Origin of the sequence: Microtetraspora fusca, assembly GCF_001570365.1 — a bacterium.
Lineage (GTDB): Bacteria > Actinomycetota > Actinomycetes > Streptosporangiales > Streptosporangiaceae > Microtetraspora > Microtetraspora fusca.
Map to the genome: position 1 here is coordinate 343,600 of NZ_BBYK01000038.1, position 16,872 is coordinate 360,471.

15 protein-coding genes are annotated in these 16,872 nt (G+C 71.4%); 5 read left to right on the forward strand and 10 right to left on the reverse strand.

Going from position 1 to position 16,872, the window contains the following annotated elements; all coding sequences use genetic code 11:
* Positions 1-3: 3 nt before the first annotated feature.
* Positions 4-1,545 (reverse strand): bifunctional phosphoribosylaminoimidazolecarboxamide formyltransferase/IMP cyclohydrolase, encoded by a 1,542-nt coding sequence (purH, locus tag AWQ68_RS01675; RefSeq protein WP_066933377.1) that lies wholly within the window; start codon positions 1,543-1,545, stop codon positions 4-6.
* Positions 1,546-1,612: 67 nt separating this feature from the next.
* Positions 1,613-2,245 carry a phosphoribosylglycinamide formyltransferase gene (purN, locus tag AWQ68_RS01680; RefSeq protein WP_066933379.1) on the reverse strand — a complete coding sequence of 211 codons (633 nt, stop codon included), beginning with the start codon at positions 2,243-2,245 and terminating at the stop codon, positions 1,613-1,615.
* 157 nt (positions 2,246-2,402) lie between these two features.
* On the opposite strand from purN, the gene AWQ68_RS01685 reads away from it, so the two are divergent.
* Entirely contained in the window at positions 2,403-2,807 is a 405-nt protein-coding gene (locus tag AWQ68_RS01685; protein WP_066934200.1) for a hypothetical protein, read from the forward strand.
* 25 nt (positions 2,808-2,832) lie between these two features.
* On the opposite strand, the gene AWQ68_RS01690 is transcribed toward AWQ68_RS01685, so the two are convergent.
* From AWQ68_RS01690 to icmB, 4 genes are all read right to left on the reverse strand, one after another.
* A complete protein-coding gene (locus AWQ68_RS01690) occupies positions 2,833-4,446 on the reverse strand; it encodes a cell division protein PerM (protein ID WP_066933382.1) in 1,614 nt (537 codons plus the stop codon).
* Positions 4,447-4,610: 164 nt separating this feature from the next.
* Entirely contained in the window at positions 4,611-5,486 is an 876-nt protein-coding gene (sucD, locus tag AWQ68_RS01695) for a succinate--CoA ligase subunit alpha (protein WP_066933385.1), read from the reverse strand.
* The gene (gene sucC / locus AWQ68_RS01700; RefSeq protein ID WP_066933388.1) at positions 5,486-6,667 is read right to left on the reverse strand and encodes an ADP-forming succinate--CoA ligase subunit beta; all 1,182 of its coding nucleotides are present in this window, start codon (positions 6,665-6,667) and stop codon (positions 5,486-5,488) included. Before sucC ends, sucD begins: the two co-directional genes overlap by 1 nt.
* Before the next feature lie 168 nt (positions 6,668-6,835).
* Positions 6,836-7,234: a coenzyme B12-dependent isobutyryl CoA mutase small subunit gene (gene icmB / locus AWQ68_RS01705; RefSeq protein ID WP_066933390.1), complete on the reverse strand. Its 399-nt coding sequence runs from the start codon at positions 7,232-7,234 to the stop codon at positions 6,836-6,838.
* Positions 7,235-7,569: 335 nt separating this feature from the next.
* Here icmB and AWQ68_RS01710 point away from each other — a divergent pair, with 335 nt between their 5' ends.
* Positions 7,570-8,448 (forward strand): SCO4651 family lipoprotein, encoded by an 879-nt coding sequence (locus AWQ68_RS01710; RefSeq protein ID WP_066933393.1) that lies wholly within the window; start codon positions 7,570-7,572, stop codon positions 8,446-8,448.
* Positions 8,449-8,794: 346 nt separating this feature from the next.
* On the opposite strand, the gene pcrA is transcribed toward AWQ68_RS01710, so the two are convergent.
* The gene (gene pcrA, locus AWQ68_RS01715; protein ID WP_373281483.1) at positions 8,795-11,053 is read right to left on the reverse strand and encodes a DNA helicase PcrA; all 2,259 of its coding nucleotides are present in this window, start codon (positions 11,051-11,053) and stop codon (positions 8,795-8,797) included.
* 178 nt (positions 11,054-11,231) lie between these two features.
* On the opposite strand from pcrA, the gene AWQ68_RS01720 reads away from it, so the two are divergent.
* From AWQ68_RS01720 to AWQ68_RS01730, 3 genes are all read left to right on the forward strand, one after another.
* Entirely contained in the window at positions 11,232-11,726 is a 495-nt protein-coding gene (locus tag AWQ68_RS01720) for a hypothetical protein (protein ID WP_066933401.1), read from the forward strand.
* Between the two features lie 219 nt (positions 11,727-11,945).
* On the forward strand, positions 11,946-13,058 hold the full coding sequence (locus AWQ68_RS01725; protein WP_066933405.1) for a sensor histidine kinase: 1,113 nt from the start codon (positions 11,946-11,948) through the stop codon (positions 13,056-13,058).
* Positions 13,059-13,140: 82 nt separating this feature from the next.
* Positions 13,141-13,881 (forward strand): response regulator transcription factor, encoded by a 741-nt coding sequence (locus AWQ68_RS01730; RefSeq protein WP_066933407.1) that lies wholly within the window; start codon positions 13,141-13,143, stop codon positions 13,879-13,881.
* 100 nt (positions 13,882-13,981) lie between these two features.
* Here AWQ68_RS01730 and AWQ68_RS01735 read toward each other — a convergent pair whose 3' ends face one another.
* The 3 genes from AWQ68_RS01735 to AWQ68_RS01745 all read right to left on the reverse strand — a co-directional run bounded on the left by AWQ68_RS01735 (position 13,982) and on the right by AWQ68_RS01745 (position 16,790).
* Positions 13,982-14,692, reverse strand: a complete 711-nt coding sequence (locus AWQ68_RS01735; RefSeq protein WP_084463559.1) for a neutral zinc metallopeptidase — start codon at positions 14,690-14,692, stop codon at positions 13,982-13,984.
* 144 nt (positions 14,693-14,836) lie between these two features.
* Positions 14,837-15,670, reverse strand: coding sequence for a CPBP family glutamic-type intramembrane protease (locus AWQ68_RS01740; RefSeq protein WP_066933413.1), 834 nt, complete (start codon positions 15,668-15,670; stop codon positions 14,837-14,839).
* A gap of 73 nt (positions 15,671-15,743) precedes the next feature.
* The gene (locus AWQ68_RS01745) at positions 15,744-16,790 is read right to left on the reverse strand and encodes an FAD-dependent monooxygenase (protein ID WP_066933416.1); all 1,047 of its coding nucleotides are present in this window, start codon (positions 16,788-16,790) and stop codon (positions 15,744-15,746) included.
* Between the last annotated feature and the right edge of the window lie 82 nt (positions 16,791-16,872).

The window sequence follows — 16,872 nt, forward strand, 5'->3', positions numbered from 1 at the left end:
CGATCAGTGGAAGAAGTGGCGGGTGCCGGTGAAGTAGAGGCTGATGCCGGCCGCCTCCGCGGCGGCGATGACCTCCTCGTCCCTGATCGAGCCGCCGGGCTCGACGATCGCCTTCACCCCCGCCTCCGCCAGCACCTGCAGGCCGTCGGCGAACGGGAAGTACGCGTCGGAGGCGCCCACCGAGCCCGCGGCGCGCTCGCCCGCCCGGGACACCGCGAGACGGGCCGAGTCGACCCGGTTGACCTGGCCCATGCCGATGCCCACGGTGGCGCCCTCTGCGGCCAGCAGGATCGCGTTCGACTTCACCGAACGGCACGCCCGCCAGGCGAAGGCGAGGTCGGCCAGCACCTCGTCCGGTACGGCCGTGCCGGCCTTGAGCTCCCACGTCGCCGGGTCGTCGCCGGGCGCGTCCACCCGGTCCGCGGTCTGCACGAGCAGGCCGCCGTCGATGCGGCGGAACTCCGCCGCGTTCGAGGGGCCGGTCGGGCAGGCGAGCAGCCGGAGGTTCTTCTTCCCCTTGAGGATGTCGAGCGCCTCGGGCGCGAACGACGGCGCGACCAGGACCTCGGTGAAGATCGGCGCGACCTGCTCGGCCAGCTCCCGCGTGACCTCGCGGTTCACCGCGATCACGCCGCCGTACGCCGAGACGGGGTCGCACGCGTGGGCCTTGCGGTGCGCCTCGGCGACGTCCGCGCCGACCGCCACGCCACAGGGGTTGGCGTGCTTGATGATGGCCACACACGGCTCGTCGAAGTCCCACGCGGCCCGCCACGCGGCGTCGGCGTCCACGTAGTTGTTGTAGGACATCTCCTTGCCGTGGAGCTGCTCGGCGTTCGCCAGGCCGGCCTCCCGACCGGAGTAGAGCGCGGCGCCCTGGTGCGGGTTCTCGCCGTAGCGCAGCGGCGTCCGCAGCTGCCACGCGGCGCCCATGAAGGACGGCCACTCGCCCTCCGGCGCGTACACGTTCGCGAACCAGGAGGCGACGGCCACGTCGTAGGCGGCGGTGTGCGCGTACGCCGCGGCGGCGAGCCGCCGCCGCTCGGTGAGCGTGAAGCCGCCCTCGGCCACTGCGGCGAGCACGCTGGTGTACGCGTCGGGGTCGACGACGACCGCGACGGTGCCGTGGTTCTTGGCCGCGGCGCGGATCATCGCGGGCCCGCCGATGTCGATCTGCTCGACGCACTCGGCGTCCGAGGCGCCGGAGGCGACCGTCTCGGCGAACGGGTAGAGGTTGACCACCGCGAGCTGGAACGGCTCGATCTCCAGCTCGTCGAGCTGCTTGATGTGCGACGGGTTCGCGCCGTCGGCGAGCAGGCCCGCGTGGACCCTCGGGTGCAGCGTCTTGACCCGGCCGTCCAGGCACTCCGGGAAGCCGGTCAGCGACTCGACCTTGGTCACGGGAACGCCGAATGACGCGATGGCGGCGGCGGTGCCGCCCGTTGAGACGATCTCGACGCCCGCCGCCTCAAGGCCCCGGGCCAGCTCTTCGAGCCCGGTCTTGTCGTATACGGCGATCAGCGCGCGCCGAATGGCGATGCGGGTCACTTCGTGATCCTCTCTGTTCCGTTTTCGCCCAGCTCATCTGCTGGGTCGTCCTGCCCGGAAACCGGGGTCAGGCACGCCCCAGGCGTACCCGACGGCCGGAAACCGTCCAGCCCTCGCGCGCCATGCGCCCGACGATCTCGACGAGCAGCCTGCGCTCGACGGTCTTGATCCGCTCGTGCAGCGTCTCCTCGTCGTCGCCCTCGCGCACCGGCACCGCCTCCTGCGCGATCACCGGGCCGGTGTCCACCCCGGCGTCGACCAGGTGGACCGTGCAGCCGGTGACGCGGACGCCGTAGGCCAGGGCGTCCCGTACGGCGTGCGCCCCCGGGAAGGCGGGCAGCAGCGCCGGATGCGTGTTGACCACCGTGAAGGAGTCGAGGACGCGACGGCCGAGGATCTTCATGAAACCGGCGGACACCACGAGGTCCGGCTTGTAGGCCGCGATCTTTTCCACCAGCGCCTCGTCCCACTCGTCGCGGCCGGCGTGGTCGGTCACCCGCTCGACGAACGTGGCCACCCCGGCGCGCTCGGCCCGGGCCAGCCCCTCGATGCCGTCGCGGTCCGCGCCGACGGCGACGATCACAGCGCCGAACGACGGGGCGGCCGCCGCGTCGAGAAGGGCTTGTAGGTTGGTCCCGGAACCGGAGACGAGAACCACGAGCCGGGCGGCCTCTGCGGAATGGTGAGGTCCGGATGGCACCGGGCTGACTCCTTCGGGAAGGCTGGTGAGGAGGCGCAGGCAGCGGGCCCTCGCCGGTAGAAAGGGTATCGGGCTCCGGCCACCGGACTTGAAGGCGGCCCGGCGGAAAGCCGGGGCGCCGCGACAAGGAATAGCGCGGAAGGCAAGGGTGGGAATCGTGACGGCACCACTGCAGACGCCGGTCTCCGACCTGGGGGGCCGCCGGGCGTTGTTGCTCGCCCTGGCGGCGCTGATCTGCACGTTCATGTTGCCCGCCGCCGGGGTCGTGCTGGCGGTCCTCGGTTTCGTGGTCGCGTTCCGCGACGTGCGCACGCTGAGCAGGGACCGCCGCCCGGTCGGCGCGGCGGTCACGGCGCTGGTCGTGTCGGCCGTCGTGTTCATGTTCGGCGGCCTCCTGATGGCCACCCAGCTCTTCTTCTCCACCGAGATCAACGCGTACGTGGAGTGCGGCAAGGGTGCGGGGACCATCACCGCCGAGCATGACTGCATGAACGAGCTCAAGACCTCCGTGGCGCGCAAGCTCGGCGTCGCCTGGCCGGCCGACCTCCCCTTCCCCAGCTAGTTCTAGCCGCTCCCCCGCTAACGCGTCAGGAGTCGCGTTCCCAGGCGTAGGGGTCGACATAGATCACATGGCCGCCGCGGTCGTCGGACTCGTCCACGATGTCGTTGCGCGGCGGCCGTACCGGCTCTGAGCGGGCGGCCCGGATCGCGGCGAACGTCTCCGCCGCCGCGGCGGCGTGCTCGTCGGTCCAGTCATCCTTGATCACCGGGATGGGCTGGGTGTCGGCCTCGGTCGCGTCCAACCAGTGGCCGGGAAGGGCGCGGACCGCCTTGTCCTTATCGGCGCGCCGGACCTTCCCCGCCGCCTTGGCGATCACGGCGCTCGCCTTGCGCACCGGCTCGGGGGTCGCCGGACGGCGCGAGATCAGCAGCCAGTTCGCGATACCGGCCGAGATGCCGGCCGCCACGCCCACCTCCAGCGCCACCGACAGCGCCACCTCCCACGGGGAGGGCCCGACGGCGGACAGGCGCGCCCCGCCGAGCGGGCCGCCCGAGAGCGCCGCGAGCAGGCCCGCCGCCGCGCCCGAGGTCAGGCCGCAGCCGAACCCCCACAGCGGCGCCGCCTCGATCGTCGGGGTCGGGGCGACCCGGGCCACGACGACCCCGGCGACCGCCCCGGCGAGGAACGGCAGCGCGATCACGCCCATGATCCAGGTGGGGGCGACGCCGGACTCCGGCAGCGCGCCGAGCAGCGGCACGGTGGGGACGGCGCTCAGCTTCACCCCGGTCGGCGCGACGAGGGTGCCGGTGCCGATGGCGAACCCCGGCCCGGCGATGTACGCCATGCCCCAGATCGCGGCGTTGACGAGGTAGAGGGCTTCGACCAGCAGCAGGAGGAGCCCGCCGACGAACCCGGGGCTGAGCGTCTCCGAGAGCTGCCGGATCTCGGGGAACTTCACCGCGATCGCCACGAGGACCAGCAGCAGTCCGGCGGTGAACATGATCGACAGGGCGACGGCCGTACCGGCGACGACCGAACGGGTGCGGTCCGGGAGCAGCCGGAGCATCGACTTCCACGGACCGATCGTGCGGGCGGTGGCCAGCGACCCGGCCAGGAACGCCAGCACGAAATGGCTGGCCAGCGCCTCGCCGAGGAACGGCTGGGTGACCTCGTTCTGCGCGACGAGGGAGATCATCCCGGCGAGCAGCGCGTACGGCGCGGCCAGCGAGACGCCGGCCTGGGCGACGAGCGCGAGCTGGGCCCGACGCCGGGCGTTCTCGACGTCGCGCGGCGTCCCCTTCGGCAGCCGGGCGGGCATCCGCAGCCTGAGGTCGGCGTCGCGGGCCATCCACAGGCCGGCCCGGTAGAGCAGGACGCCCGGCAGGATGGTCAGGCCGAGCGGCAGCAACCCGACCCTGCCGCCGGGGATCGCGAACCCGGCGTGGTGAGCCGCCAGCCAGAGCTGGCAGGCGGCTCGGAAGACGCCGGGCAGCCCCTGCCCGAAAGCGCCCCGCGGGGCGGCGGCCCAGCCGATCAGGGTGAGGGTGGTCAGCACCGCGAGGCCGACGCCGAGCGTGCCCGCCCCGGCGAGCATGCCCGACACGGGGAGCGGCCTGCGGGTCTCGTCGTCGTCGCCTTTGGGGAAGCGGCTGAGGACGGCACGGGGGGCTGTCCGCAGTTGATCGAGAAGAGCCGTCACAATAGTCGATGTTCTCAGGAAGGTACGGCTTCGCCGTGCTGCGCCGCCCGCGTGTCGCCCGTTTCGTCCGACCGGAGCGGGTGTTTCCGGCCCCGGACGCGAATCACCCCGCGGGGTCCTCGGCTGAGGCGCCCACGGGGTGATTCGATCGCGACGCTACGGCGTCAGCGGGACTGCATGATCTCGCGCATGAGGCGTGCGGTCTCGCTGGGGGTCTTGCCGACGCGGACGCCGACCTTCTCCAGCGCTTCCTTCTTGGCCTGGGCCGTACCGGCGGAGCCGGAGACGATCGCGCCCGCGTGACCCATGGTCTTGCCCTCGGGGGCGGTGAAGCCCGCGACGTAGGCGACGACCGGCTTGGTCACGTTCTCCTCGATGTAGGCCGCGGCCCGCTCCTCGGCGTCGCCGCCGATCTCACCGATCATCACGATGGCGTCGGTGTTCGGGTCGTCCTGGAACGCCTGGAGAGCGTCGATGTGGGTGGTCCCGATGACCGGGTCGCCGCCGATGCCGACGCAGGTGGAGAAGCCGAAGTCACGCAGCTCGTACATGAGCTGGTAGGTCAGCGTGCCGGACTTGGACACCAGGCCGATGCGGCCGGGGGTCGTGATGTCCGCCGGGATGATGCCCGCGTTGGACGCGCCGGGCGAGGCGATGCCGGGGCAGTTCGGGCCGATGATGCGGGTCTTGTTGCCCTTGGCCTGCGCGTACGCCCAGAACTCGGTGGTGTCGTGGACGGGCACGCCCTCGGTGATGACCACGCAGAGCGGGATCTCGGCGTCGATGGCCTCCTTGACGGCGGCCTTGGTCGCCACCGGGGGCACGAAGACGACCGACACGTCGGCGCCGGTCTGCTCCATGGCCTCCTTCACCGTGCCGAACACGGGAAGGCCCTCGTGGACGATGCCGGCCTTGCGGGCGTTGACACCGCCGACGACCTTGGCACCGGCCGCGAGCATGCGGCGGGTGTGCTTGGTGCCCTCACCGCCGGTCATGCCCTGCACGATGATCTTGCTGTTCTCGGTCAGCCAGATAGCCATTACGCACCTACCGCAGCGAGCTCGGCGGCGCGCTTGGCCGCGTCGTCCATGGTGTCCACCAGCTCGACGCGGGGCAGCCCGGCGTCGGCCAGAATCTGCCGCCCCAGGGCGGCGTTGTTGCCGTCCAGGCGCACCACCAGCGGGTGCGTCACGGCCTCGCCACGGCTCTCCAGGAGCTGGAACGCGGAGACGATGCCGTTGGCGACCGCGTCGCACGCGGTGATGCCGCCGAAGACGTTCACGAAGACCGACTTCACCGACGGGTCGGAGAGGATGATCTCCAGGCCGTTGGCCATGACCTCGGCCGAGGCGCCGCCGCCGATGTCGAGGAAGTTGGCCGGCTTCGGCTGGCCGGGGAACGCCTCACCGGCGTAGGCGACCACGTCGAGCGTGGACATGACCAGACCCGCGCCGTTGCCGATGATGCCGACCGTGCCGTCGAGCTTGACGTAGTTGAGGTGCTTCTCCTTGGCCCGCGCCTCCAGCGGGTCCTCGGCGGCCTTGTCGACGTACGCCGCGTGCTCCGCCTGGCGGAAGTTGGCGTTGTCGTCGAGGGTGACCTTGCCGTCGAGGGCCTTCACCTGGCCGTCGGCCGACAGGATCATGGGGTTGACCTCGACGAGGGTGGCGTCCTCGTCGACGAAAACGGCCCAGAGCTTCTCGATGAGGGCGGCGGCGCCGTCCAGCGCCTTGTCGGGCAGGCCGCCGGCCTGCGCGATCTCGCGCGCCTTGGCGAGGTCGATGCCGTCGATGGGGTTGACCGGAACCTTGGCCACCTTCTCGGGCGCCGTGTGCGCGACCTCTTCGATGTCCATGCCGCCCGCGGCCGAGCAGATGGCCAGGAACGTACGGTTCGCGCGGTCGAGGAGGAAGGAGAAGTAGTACTCCTCGGCGATCTGGCTGGCCTCCTCGATCAGGACCTTGTGGACCGTGTGGCCCTTGATGTCCATCCCGAGGATCTGCGTCGCCTTTGCGTGAGCGTCGCTCGCGTCGTCGGCCACCTTCACGCCACCGGCCTTGCCGCGGCCCCCGGTCTTGACCTGGGCCTTGACGACGACACGCCCGGTGAGCTGCTCGGCAGCCGCGCGCGCCTCGTCTGCGGTGTGCGCCACGGTGCCGCGCGGCACCGGGATGCCGTACTCCGCGAAGAGCTCCTTCGCCTGATGTTCGAACAGGTCCACGAGGGTCCGTCCTTCGGCTGATCTTCGTAATGTCGAGGGCCAGGCGGGGTGACCTGCCTGGCATTTCCGCGCATGAAGCCTAGCCCTAGCGGGGACGTGAAGACGTCATGGGGTACCGGTAAGCCCTTGCCAAGGGCTGACGGATAGTGCAAAGTTACGCAAAAGATCCTAAATCCCTGTAGGGACAGCGGAGCGCACCCAGTCGACGATCTCCTCCGTGGTCGCACCCGGCGTGAAGATGGCCGCCACGCCCATGTCCCGGAGTGCGGGGATGTCGGCCTCGGGGATGATCCCCCCGCCGAAAACCACGATGTCCTCGGCATCCTGCTCCTTGAGGACCTCCATCAGGCGGGCGAAGAGGGTCATGTGCGCGCCCGACAGGATCGACAACCCGATCGCCGCAGCGTCCTCCTGGATCGCGGCCCGCACGATCTGCTCGGGGGTCTGGTGCAGGCCGGTGTAGACGACCTCCATGCCCGCGTCGCGCAGCGCGCGCGCCACCACTTTGATCCCGCGGTCGTGCCCGTCCAGGCCCGGCTTGGCAAGAACGATCCGAATCGCACCCATCGCGACCTCCTCGCAACGCGACCGCCTTCACATCCTCGCCCGACTCGTGCCCGGCCGTCCACGCGCGGAAGCGCCGATCCGCGGGCCGGGACGGGGGCCGGCGGCGTACGCGAACCGGGGGCCGATCCGTCACCCCGACGCGGCGGACGGGACGACGAGACTGCGCAGCGAGGAACGATCCACGGCGCTCTCGGAAAGCATTGAGGAAATCCACAGGAAATGTCGATTTTCGTGACTTTACTGTGATCATCACACGGCAGGATGCAGCATGATCACTTCATCTTGATCACCTTCTCCGCGAGAGGGGAAGGCACCCAACAGGAGGAACCCCCCTTATGAGGCGAATCATCGCCACAGTCGCCTGCGCGGGAACCGCGGCGCTGATGGCCCCCGCGATCGCCGCCCCCGCGTACGCGCAGACGCGTGCCGCGGACCCGGCCTCGGCCCTCGTGAAGCAGATCAAGCCCAAGCAGGGCGTTCACGTGACCTCCGCCGCGAAGGTCACCATGGAGGGCATCACCGCCTTCAAGTTCCGTTCCGAAGGCGACGTCCAGTTCGGCAGGTCGGGCGCCGCCGCCTCGGACATGACGTCCAAGTCCGACTTCGGCGGTCTGTTCGGCGGCAACGACGACCTCGACGGGATGAAGAACCCGCTCCGCACGGTCATCATCAACGGGACCTCCTACCTGTCCGGCGGCGTCTACGACGACCTGCTCCCCGACGGCAAGAGCTGGCTGCGCATGCCCGGCGGCAACGCGGCCAACCTCGACGGCAACCTCGGCATCAACACGTTCGACCCGAGCACCCTCAAGGCCGTGCTCGCGACCACCAAGGCCAAGAGCAACGGCGGCACGCTGGACGGCGTCCGCACCACGCGCTACCGCGGGTCGATCACGCTCCGCCAGCTCTACGCGGCGTCCCCGGCGACGAGGAAGCACCTCAAGGACCTGAAGCCGGCCGACGGCAAGGCCGTGATCAACTGGAATCTCTGGATCGGCGCCGACCAGCTCGTCCGCCGGCTGACGACCGCGACGACCATGTCGTTCAAGGTCAAGAAGTCCAGCATGGAGATGTCCATGACGGGCGACACCAAGTTCAGCAAGTGGGGCTCGAAGCTCAACATCACCGCTCCCAAGGGCAGCGAGGTCGCCTCCCTGGGCGACATCGTCGGCGACGTCCCCGAGGTCCCGGACGTCATCAACCTGGGCGACTGATCGGCAGGCTGTCCGGGCGTCGTGTCCGGGTCATGGCGTCCGGTCATCCCGCCGGGTCCGGCCGACAAGGCGCGTGACCCGGCGGGCTCCCTCACCCGGCCGGCCTGGCGTCCGGCGGGAGAGGGTCCGTCATCGCATCGGCGGCCAGAGGCCCCGTGGAGCCCTCACCGGTTCCACGGGGCCTCGGCATGTCCGGCGCGAGCCGTGTCGGCTTGTGGGAAAGCGTCCGGGTCTCCGGCAGGGCACTCGCCCGGCCACCCGCCGACCCGGCATGCGCCACCGCCGCCTCGCCTGGAGACGCTCGTCTGGAGACGCTCGCCTGGCCGCCTTCGCCGCGGCCGCGCGGTCAGAGCTTCTCGACCTTGGCGTAGGCCAGCATCAGGGTCTTCTCGCCACCCGAACCGAAGTCGATCTTGACGCGGGTCTTCTCCGCCTGGCCCTCCACCGCGACGACCGTGCCGAGGCCGAAGCTGTCGTGGGTGACCCGGTCGCCCGGGGCCAGGCTCGGGATCGGCTGGCCGGTCTTCCTGGGCGCGGACGTCGTACGGCTCTCGCGCGACGTGGCCGCCCCCCACGCGGTCTTCGCCGGGTCGCCGCGCCACTCGACGAGATCGTTCGGCACCTCGGACAGGAACCGCGACGCCGGGTTGAACGACGGCGCACCCCACGCCGACCGCACCGCCGCGCGGGACAGGTAGAGCCGCCGCTGGGCGCGGGTGATGCCGACGTAGGCGAGGCGGCGCTCCTCCTCCAGCTCCTTGGGGTCGCCCATGGAGCGCATGTGCGGGAAGACGCCGTCCTCCATCGCGGTGAGGAACACCACGGGGAACTCCAGCCCCTTCGCGGTGTGCAGGGTCATCAGGGTGACGACGCCGCCGTGGTCCTCGCCCTCGGGGATCTGGTCGGCGTCGGCCACCAGCGAGACCTGCTCGAGGAAGTCGACCAGCGTGCCCTCGGGGTTGCCCTCCTCGAACTCCGCGGCCACCGCGATCAGCTCGTTGAGGTTCTCCAGGCGGCTCTCGTCCTGCGGGTCGCCCGAGGTCTCCAGCTCGGTGCGGTAGCCGGTGGCGGCCAGCACCTCCTCCGCGAGCTCGGACAGCGGCAGCTCCTTGGCCCGCAGGTCGTCGAGCAGGGCGGTGAACTCCCTGATCGCGTTCAGCGAGCGGGTGGCCAGGCCGGGGGCCTCGTCGGCCCGGCGCAGGCCCTCCCAGAAGCTGATCCGCTCGCGGCTCGCGAACGCCTCGACCATCGCCTCGGCCCGGTCGCCGATGCCCCGCTTGGGCACGTTCAGCACGCGGCGCAGGGAGACCGTGTCGTACGGGTTGGCCAGGACCCGCAGGTAGGCGAGCAGGTCCTTGACCTCCTTGCGCTCGTAGAAGCGCACCCCGCCCACCACCTTGTACGGCAGACCGGTCCGGATGAAGACCTCTTCAAAGACACGTGAGGCGGCGTTGGTGCGGTAGAAGACGGCCACCTGGCCGGGGGTGATCTCCTCCTCGTCGGAGAGCCGGTCGACCTCCTGCGCGACGAACATGGCCTCGTCGTGCTCGTTGTCCGCGACATACCCGATGATCTTGGGACCGGCCCCCTGGTCGGACCAGAGGTTCTTGGGCTTGCGGCTCTCGTTGCGGGCGATGACCGCGTTGGCGGCGTTGAGGATGGTCTGGGTGGAGCGGTAGTTCTGCTCCAGCAGGATCGTCTTCGCGTCCGGGTAGTCGCGCTCGAACTCCAGGATGTTGCGGATCGACGCGCCACGGAAGGCGTAGATCGACTGGTCGGCGTCGCCCACCACGACCAGCTCGGCGGGCTCGACCCGCTCCTCGCCCGCCTCGTCCGGGCGGACGAGGTCGCCGTCGGCCGTCCTGAGCGCGGGCCGCCCCACCAACTCGCGGACCAGCACGTACTGCGCGTGGTTGGTGTCCTGGTACTCGTCGACCATGACGTGCCGGAACCGGCGGCGGTAGTGCTCGGCGACCTCGGGGAAGAGCTGGAACAGCGTGACCGTGAGCATGATCAGGTCGTCGAAGTCCATCGCGCCGGCCTCGGTGAGCCGCGTCTGGTAGGTGCGGTACGCCTCGGCGAGGGTGCGCTCCAGATGCGTCTGCGCGTTCGCCGCCGCCGTCTCGTAGTCGATCAGCTCGTTCTTGAAGTTGCTGACCTGGGCGGAGAACGTCTTGGGCGGGTAGCGCTTGGGGTCGAGGTCGAGCTCGCGGCAGACCATCGCCATGAGCCGCTGCGCGTCGGCCTGGTCGTAGATCGAGAAGCTGCTGGTGAAACCGAGCCGCTTGGCCTCGCGCCGCAGGATGCGCACGCACGCGCTGTGGAAGGTCATCACCCACATGGCCTTGGACCGGGGACCGATGAGGCGGTCGACCCGCTCCTTCATCTCCCTGGCGGCCTTGTTGGTGAAGGTGATCGCCAGGATCTCGCCCGGCTGGACGCCCCGCTCCGACAGCAGGTACGCGATGCGATGGGTGAGCACGCGCGTCTTGCCCGAGCCGGCCCCGGCGACGATGAGCAGGGGACCGCCCTGGTGCAGCACGGCCTCACGCTGGTGCGGGTTGAGGCCGTCGAGCAAAGGATGAGTGATGGCTCGGGTGGACACGTCCCTAGCGTATGGCCGCCCACTGACATCCAGCACCCGGATCGGCCCCCGAACGGCCCCGCCACCCCCGCGCCCGCCGCGCCGACCTGCGCGCCTCGTCTCCACCCATGGGTGGAGATCGGCTTCTCCACCCGTGCGCCGATCCGGGACGGGGTGGCCGGTTTCTACTTTGTCCTGCATGGAACCCCTGCAGATCGCCGTGCTGAGCGTCGCCGTCGTGCTGTTCGTCGTCTACCGCCAGATGATGACGCGCCGTACCGAGAGGCGAGGCATCCTCGTCTTCGGTGGGCTGATGATGTTGGCCGGGCTCGCGGGAGGCGGCGTCGTGGGCACCCGGCATCCGGCTCTCGGCGTGCTGATGCTGGTCCTGGAGCTCGCCGTCGCCGTGGGCTTCGGTTTCCTGCGCGCCGCGACCGTGCGCGTGTGGCGGGACAAGGCGGGGGTGACCTGGTCCAGGGGCACCGGCTGGACGGCCGCGGCCTGGCTGGCCTCGCTCGCGTCGCGGATCGCGCTCCTCGGCGCCGGGTACGCCCTGGGGCTCGCCCCGGCGCCCACGTCCGTCCTGCTCTTCGTCGGCCTGACCATCGCCGTCCAGTCCGTCGCGGTGAGCCTGCGGGCCCGGACCCTGCCCCGCGTCACCGTACGGCCGGCGGAAAGCCCGCTGACGTCCTGAGGGACCCGGACCGAGGAACAAGCGGGCTGGGGAACGTGAGGGGCGCGGCGGTGTCTGGACTGAGGAGCGAGCGGGCCCGCGAGGGGCGCGGCGGTGAAGTAACCGAGGAACGCCCGGAGCGACGAAGGAGTGAGGACGTGACGAGGGCACGAGCCGACTTCGGGCGCCCCGAGCCGCCGAGCGAAGCGAGGCAATTGAATACGACGCTAACGTCGTGGCGTGACGACGCCCGGCAAGACGACACGCTCCCCCGCCGTGCTGCGCATGGGGCTGATCGTGCTGTTCGTGGTCGCGCAGGCCGCCACCCCGCCCGGCTTCGGCCTGTCGGGGCGCGGGCTCGCGGTCGCCGGCCTCACGCTCGCCGTCGCCGTCACCGTGGCCGCCGGGATCCTGCCCGTCGACAGAGAAGGGACGCCCCGGAGGGTGGTCCTCGGAATCCCCGTCAAGATCATTTCACTCTGCCTCGCCGCCGTGGCATCGATCGTCCTGATCGAGACGGCGAACGCGAGCGGCCCCGCCATCGGCGGCCTGCTCTTCGTCGTCGGGGCCGCCGCGGCCCGCCACCAGCCGCGGCACTCGCTGCCGGTGGCCGTCGTCGCGCTGGTGGGGCTGCTCGTCGGCGGCGCGGTGAGCGGCGACATGGCACAGGATCTGAGCCTGTGCCTGAGTGTCTGCTCGGCGTACCTCGTCATGCACACGGCCGCGCTGCGCCGGGCCACCAGGAAGGCCGAGGCGCGCGAGGCGGTGCTGGCCGAGCGCGCCCGCATCGCGCGGGAGATCCACGACATCCTCGCCCATTCGCTGTCGGCCCAGATCGTGCACCTGGAGGGCGCCCGGCTGCTGTTGCGGGCCGACCGGACCGGTGAGGCCCTGGAACGCGTGGACCGCGCCAGGGATCTGGCCAAGAACGGTCTCGAAGAGGCCCGCCGGGCCGTCGCCGCCCTGCGCGAGGATCTGCCGCCGCTTCCCGTCGCGCTGCGCGCCCTGGCCGACGAGTTCCGTACGGCCACGGGCCGTGAGTGCACTGTCGAGGTGTCCGGGCCGGAGCGGCGGCTGCCTCCGGAGACCGAGCTCGCGATCGTCCGCACCGCCCAGGAGGCGATCACGAACGTGCGCCGCCACTCGCCCGGCTCGCCCGCGCGCGTACGGCTCGGCTTCCGGGACGGCACCTGCGAGCTGGATGTGGTGAACCCCGCCTCCGAGGTCCCCGGCACGTCTGGGGGAGGATACGGGCTCGTGGGGATGCGCGAGCGGGCCGAACTTCTCGGCGGGACGCTGGAGGCGGGCGAGTCGGACGGCGGTTTCCGGGTGCGGCTGCTGGTGCCGGCGTGACCGCCCGCCTGCCCCTTCACTCGTCTACGCGAGCGGGCACGATGTCGGCCGTCGTCCCGCGTACGGCGAAGGAGAGCCGCGCATGACGGCGCGCGTTCTGGTGGCCGACGACCAGTCGGTGGTCCGCGAGGGGCTGGTGCTGCTGCTCGGCCTGTTGCCCGGGATCGAGGTCGTCGGGTCGGCGGGCGACGGCGAGGCCGCGCTGCGGCTGGTCGCCGCCGAACGCCCCGACGTGGTGCTCATGGACCTGCGGATGCCCCGCATGGACGGCGTCGAGGCCACCCGGCGGATCCGCGCCGAGTTCCCGGACACCCAGGTCGTCGTCCTGACCACGTACGCGGACGACGAGTCGGTCTTCACCGCGCTCCGGGCCGGGGCGCGCGGCTTCCTCACCAAGAGCGCCGACGCCGACGAGATCGCCCGAGCCGTGGAGGCGGTCATGAACGGCGACGCGCAGCTCGACCCGGGCGTGCAGCGTCGGCTGATCAGCACGGTGACGGCCCTTCAGGCCCCTTCCGATCCCCCCGCCCCCGCCGCGCCCGACCGTTCCGCGCCTCCCGAGTCCCCGGACGCCGGGTCCCGCCCCTCCCCCTCGGGGGAACCCCGCCGGGGAGCGGCGCCCGCCGCGCTGACGCCGCGCGAGATGGAGGTGCTGCGGCTCATCGCGCGCGGCCTGTCGAACGCGGAGATCGCGGCCGCGCTGTACGTCAGCGAGGCGACCGTGAAGACCCACATCAACAACCTCTTCGCGAAGGCCGGCCTGCGGGACCGGGCGCAGGCGGTCGCCTACGCGTACCGGAACGGGCTCGCCGACCCGTCCTGACCCCGTCTTGACCCGGCCCGTCCACGGACCTTCCGGACGGCCGCGCGCATGAGCGCGCGCGGGATGGGCGGAGGAAGCCGCCCCTGGCCGGACGGGCCGGTCAGCAGCTCCCGACGCCCTCGTCGAAGCCCTTGGCGAACGCCTCCTGCCGCTGCTCGGGCGTGCCGTGCGCGTTGGGCTCCCACCAGGCGTCGGTGGGGTCTCCGGCCGCTTCGAGGTTGGCGAACAGCTCCTCGTCGTCGCCCTCCTCCGCCTGGATCAGACCGGCCTTGATCATCCCGCCGAGCGTCGCGCCCCCGTAGCAGTCCGCCTGGAGCTCCTGCTCCACGTTGTACTCGAAGTCGCTCTCCAACTGGGCCTGTACGGCGTGGCCGAACTCATGCGGGATCACGACGTAAACCGCGCCGTCTCCCATCTGGTCATACATGGAACGCAGCCACCCGGCGTCGTAGGCGATGTAGTGCCCGTCAGGGCAGTAGAACGCGTTCTCAGGAAGGGCCTGCTCGCCACCGCAGATCGGCCCGTTCTCCGGACCGTAGGCGATGAAGCGCTTCACCGGTTGGTACGTTCCACCGGCCGCCGCGAACCGCTTGGTCCAGAACTGCTCCGTGACGCACCTGGCCAGCCGGACGTCGCCGGCGAAGTCGTCGCCGACCTCGTCACAGCCGGACGCGGACGCCGTGGCGGTGGCCCTCTGCCGCTCCTTCTTCGGCTCCTTGGCCGGGGCCTCGGACAGGTCGCCGGACGCCCCGCAGCCTGCGGCGAGGGTCACGGAGAGCGCGACGGCGAGCAACATTCGGGGGGAAATCATTATTTGTCCGCCTTACGGGTGAATCAATGACGAGCTGGATCATCCCGTACGCAGGGCCGGATTTCGGCATCGGCCGTCGGGCCTCGGTTACCCCCGGCCGCAGTCCAAACGGCGGACCAGGCGCGCCGCGACCGGCGGACGCGGCTACCCCCGTTCCCTCCGGTCGCGGTCGAGGCGGCGGGCCAGGCGCGCCGCGACATAGCCGAGGGAGTTGGTCCCGAGATGGGTGAGGGCCGGGGCGAGCAGGCCGCCCCGGCGGCGCAACTCCCCGAAGAACAGGCCGGCCACCGTGGTGGACGCCACGGTCCCCGCGACCAACCGGCCGACGGTCGCCGGAGAGAGCCCGGACCGCAGATGGCCGGTGGTCGCCGCCGGGGAGCCGGACGTCGGATGGCCGATGGTCGCGGCCGGGGAGCCGGACGTCGGATGACCGGTGGTCGCCGGAGAGGACCCGGACGCCAGGTGACCGAGCGCCGGGTTGGCCCGCGCCATGTCGATCGCCGGGAGGACGTGCCACAGCCCGAAGAGCGCCGCCGCCGCGACGCCCGCCGTACGCGCCGGGAGGGACCGGCCGAGCAGCGCGGGCAGGACGCCCCGGAAGGCGACCTCCTCCAGCAGGACCGTGCCGATCGGCACCTGGACCAGCGCCTCCTCCAGGAGCCGGGCGCGGGACAGCGCGAGCGCGCGTTCGTCGAGGAAGAGCGGGCGGGTCCGCGGGACGGCGACTCCGGCGGCGTACACAGCGGCCACCCCGGCCGCGAGCGCCCCGCCGAGACCCGCGCCGCGGCCCGCGTCCGAGAAGCCCAGCTCCGCCCAGGTCAGGCCGTCGCGGCGGGCGATCGTGACCAGGGCGGCGGTGGCCGCCGCCGAGGTCACGGGCGCCCAGCGACGCGCGATCCGGTTGTTCGACACGTTCGCCAGCGTCAGCACGCCGAGCGCCCCGGCCACCGGGCCGACGCGCGACCTCCCACGCCCCATCGGGGACTCCACCGCCCTCCCGACCCCGTCCCGGAGCCTCCCGGCGAGCCGTCCGGGAGACGGCCCCACTCTCTCAGCCGGCTCCGAACATCTTGGCCGCCTCTCGGCCGTGCTGCTGGTTGGCGGCGACATAGGGGCGGACACGCTGCTCGTAGGCGCTGAACGCGGCGGTGTGGTCGCCGCCGGACTCGGCCAGTCGGCGGGCGAGGGTGTGGGCGCCGATGAGCGCCTGGGAGGTGCCCATACCCGACGTCGGCGCGGCGCAATATCCGGCGTCGCCGACCAGCACGACCCGGCCCGCGTACCAACGGTCCATCTCCACCTGGCAGGCCGAGGAGAACAGGAAGTCCTGCGCCGCCGTCATCTCCTTCAGCAGGCGCGGCACCTCCCAGCCCGCGTCGGAGAGGCCGGCCCGGACGATCTCCTCCTGCCGACCGCGATCGAGGAGATCCAGCTCAGAGGACTCGGTGGCGAACGACAGGCTGACGGTCATCCGGTCGGCGTCGGCGGCGCTGAACAGGTACACCGCTCGACCCGGCGCGCTGTGCAGGACGCCTCTGTGGTCCAGGCCCAGGTAGTTGTCGGTGGTGAAGCCGACTCCCGACATGCCCAGGTGCCGGACGAACTCCCGATGCGGGCCGAAGGCCAGCCGCCGGACGGTCGAGTACACCCCGTCGGCGCCGACGACCAGGTCGAAGGTTCCGGGCTCGCCGCGTTCAAAGGTCACGTGCACACCCGTCTCGTCCTGTGCGAGCGTGCGGATGGAGTCGCCGAAGACGTACCGGACGTCGCCCGCGGTGAGGCGATGCAGGATGGCCGTCAGGTCGCGCTTGGGCACCTCCAGCTCTCCGGCGAACGCCTCGGCGGGCAGCTCGCCGGTCTTGACGCCCTCGGCGTCCACCAGATCGATGCCGCGCATGCCGGTGTCGTGGGCGCGGACCTCGGCCAGGACGCCCATCTGCTCCAGGACGTCGAAGGCGTCCCCGCGGAAGTCGACGGCATAGCCGCTGTCACGCATAGCCGGGGCGCGCTCCACCAGGGTCACCTGGTGGCCGGCACGGTGGAGCCAGTAGGCCAGAGCGGGACCGGCGACCGAAGCGCCGGAGATCAGTATGTCCACCCCTCCATGCTCGGCAGCGCACGTCCCCCGAACAACGATGATCTCGACAACACGCTGTTAACCAATAGGTTCACAATCGGGA

What these genes read in the sequence shown, in the direction of transcription:
- AWQ68_RS01720 (WP_066933401.1), top strand. Translation starts at nt 11,232, where the DNA reads ATGGAACCCCTGCAGATCGCCGTGCTGAGCGTCGCCGTCGTGCTGTTC.
- sucD (WP_066933385.1), bottom strand. Translation starts at nt 5,486, where the DNA reads ATGGCTATCTGGCTGACCGAGAACAGCAAGATCATCGTGCAGGGCATG.
- AWQ68_RS01730 (WP_066933407.1), top strand. Translation starts at nt 13,141, where the DNA reads ATGACGGCGCGCGTTCTGGTGGCCGACGACCAGTCGGTGGTCCGCGAG.
- AWQ68_RS01735 (WP_084463559.1), bottom strand. Translation starts at nt 14,692, where the DNA reads ATGATTTCCCCCCGAATGTTGCTCGCCGTCGCGCTCTCCGTGACCCTC.
- AWQ68_RS01740 (WP_066933413.1), bottom strand. Translation starts at nt 15,670, where the DNA reads ATGGGGCGTGGGAGGTCGCGCGTCGGCCCGGTGGCCGGGGCGCTCGGC.
- AWQ68_RS01710 (WP_066933393.1), top strand. Translation starts at nt 7,570, where the DNA reads ATGAGGCGAATCATCGCCACAGTCGCCTGCGCGGGAACCGCGGCGCTG.
- icmB (WP_066933390.1), bottom strand. Translation starts at nt 7,234, where the DNA reads ATGGGTGCGATTCGGATCGTTCTTGCCAAGCCGGGCCTGGACGGGCAC.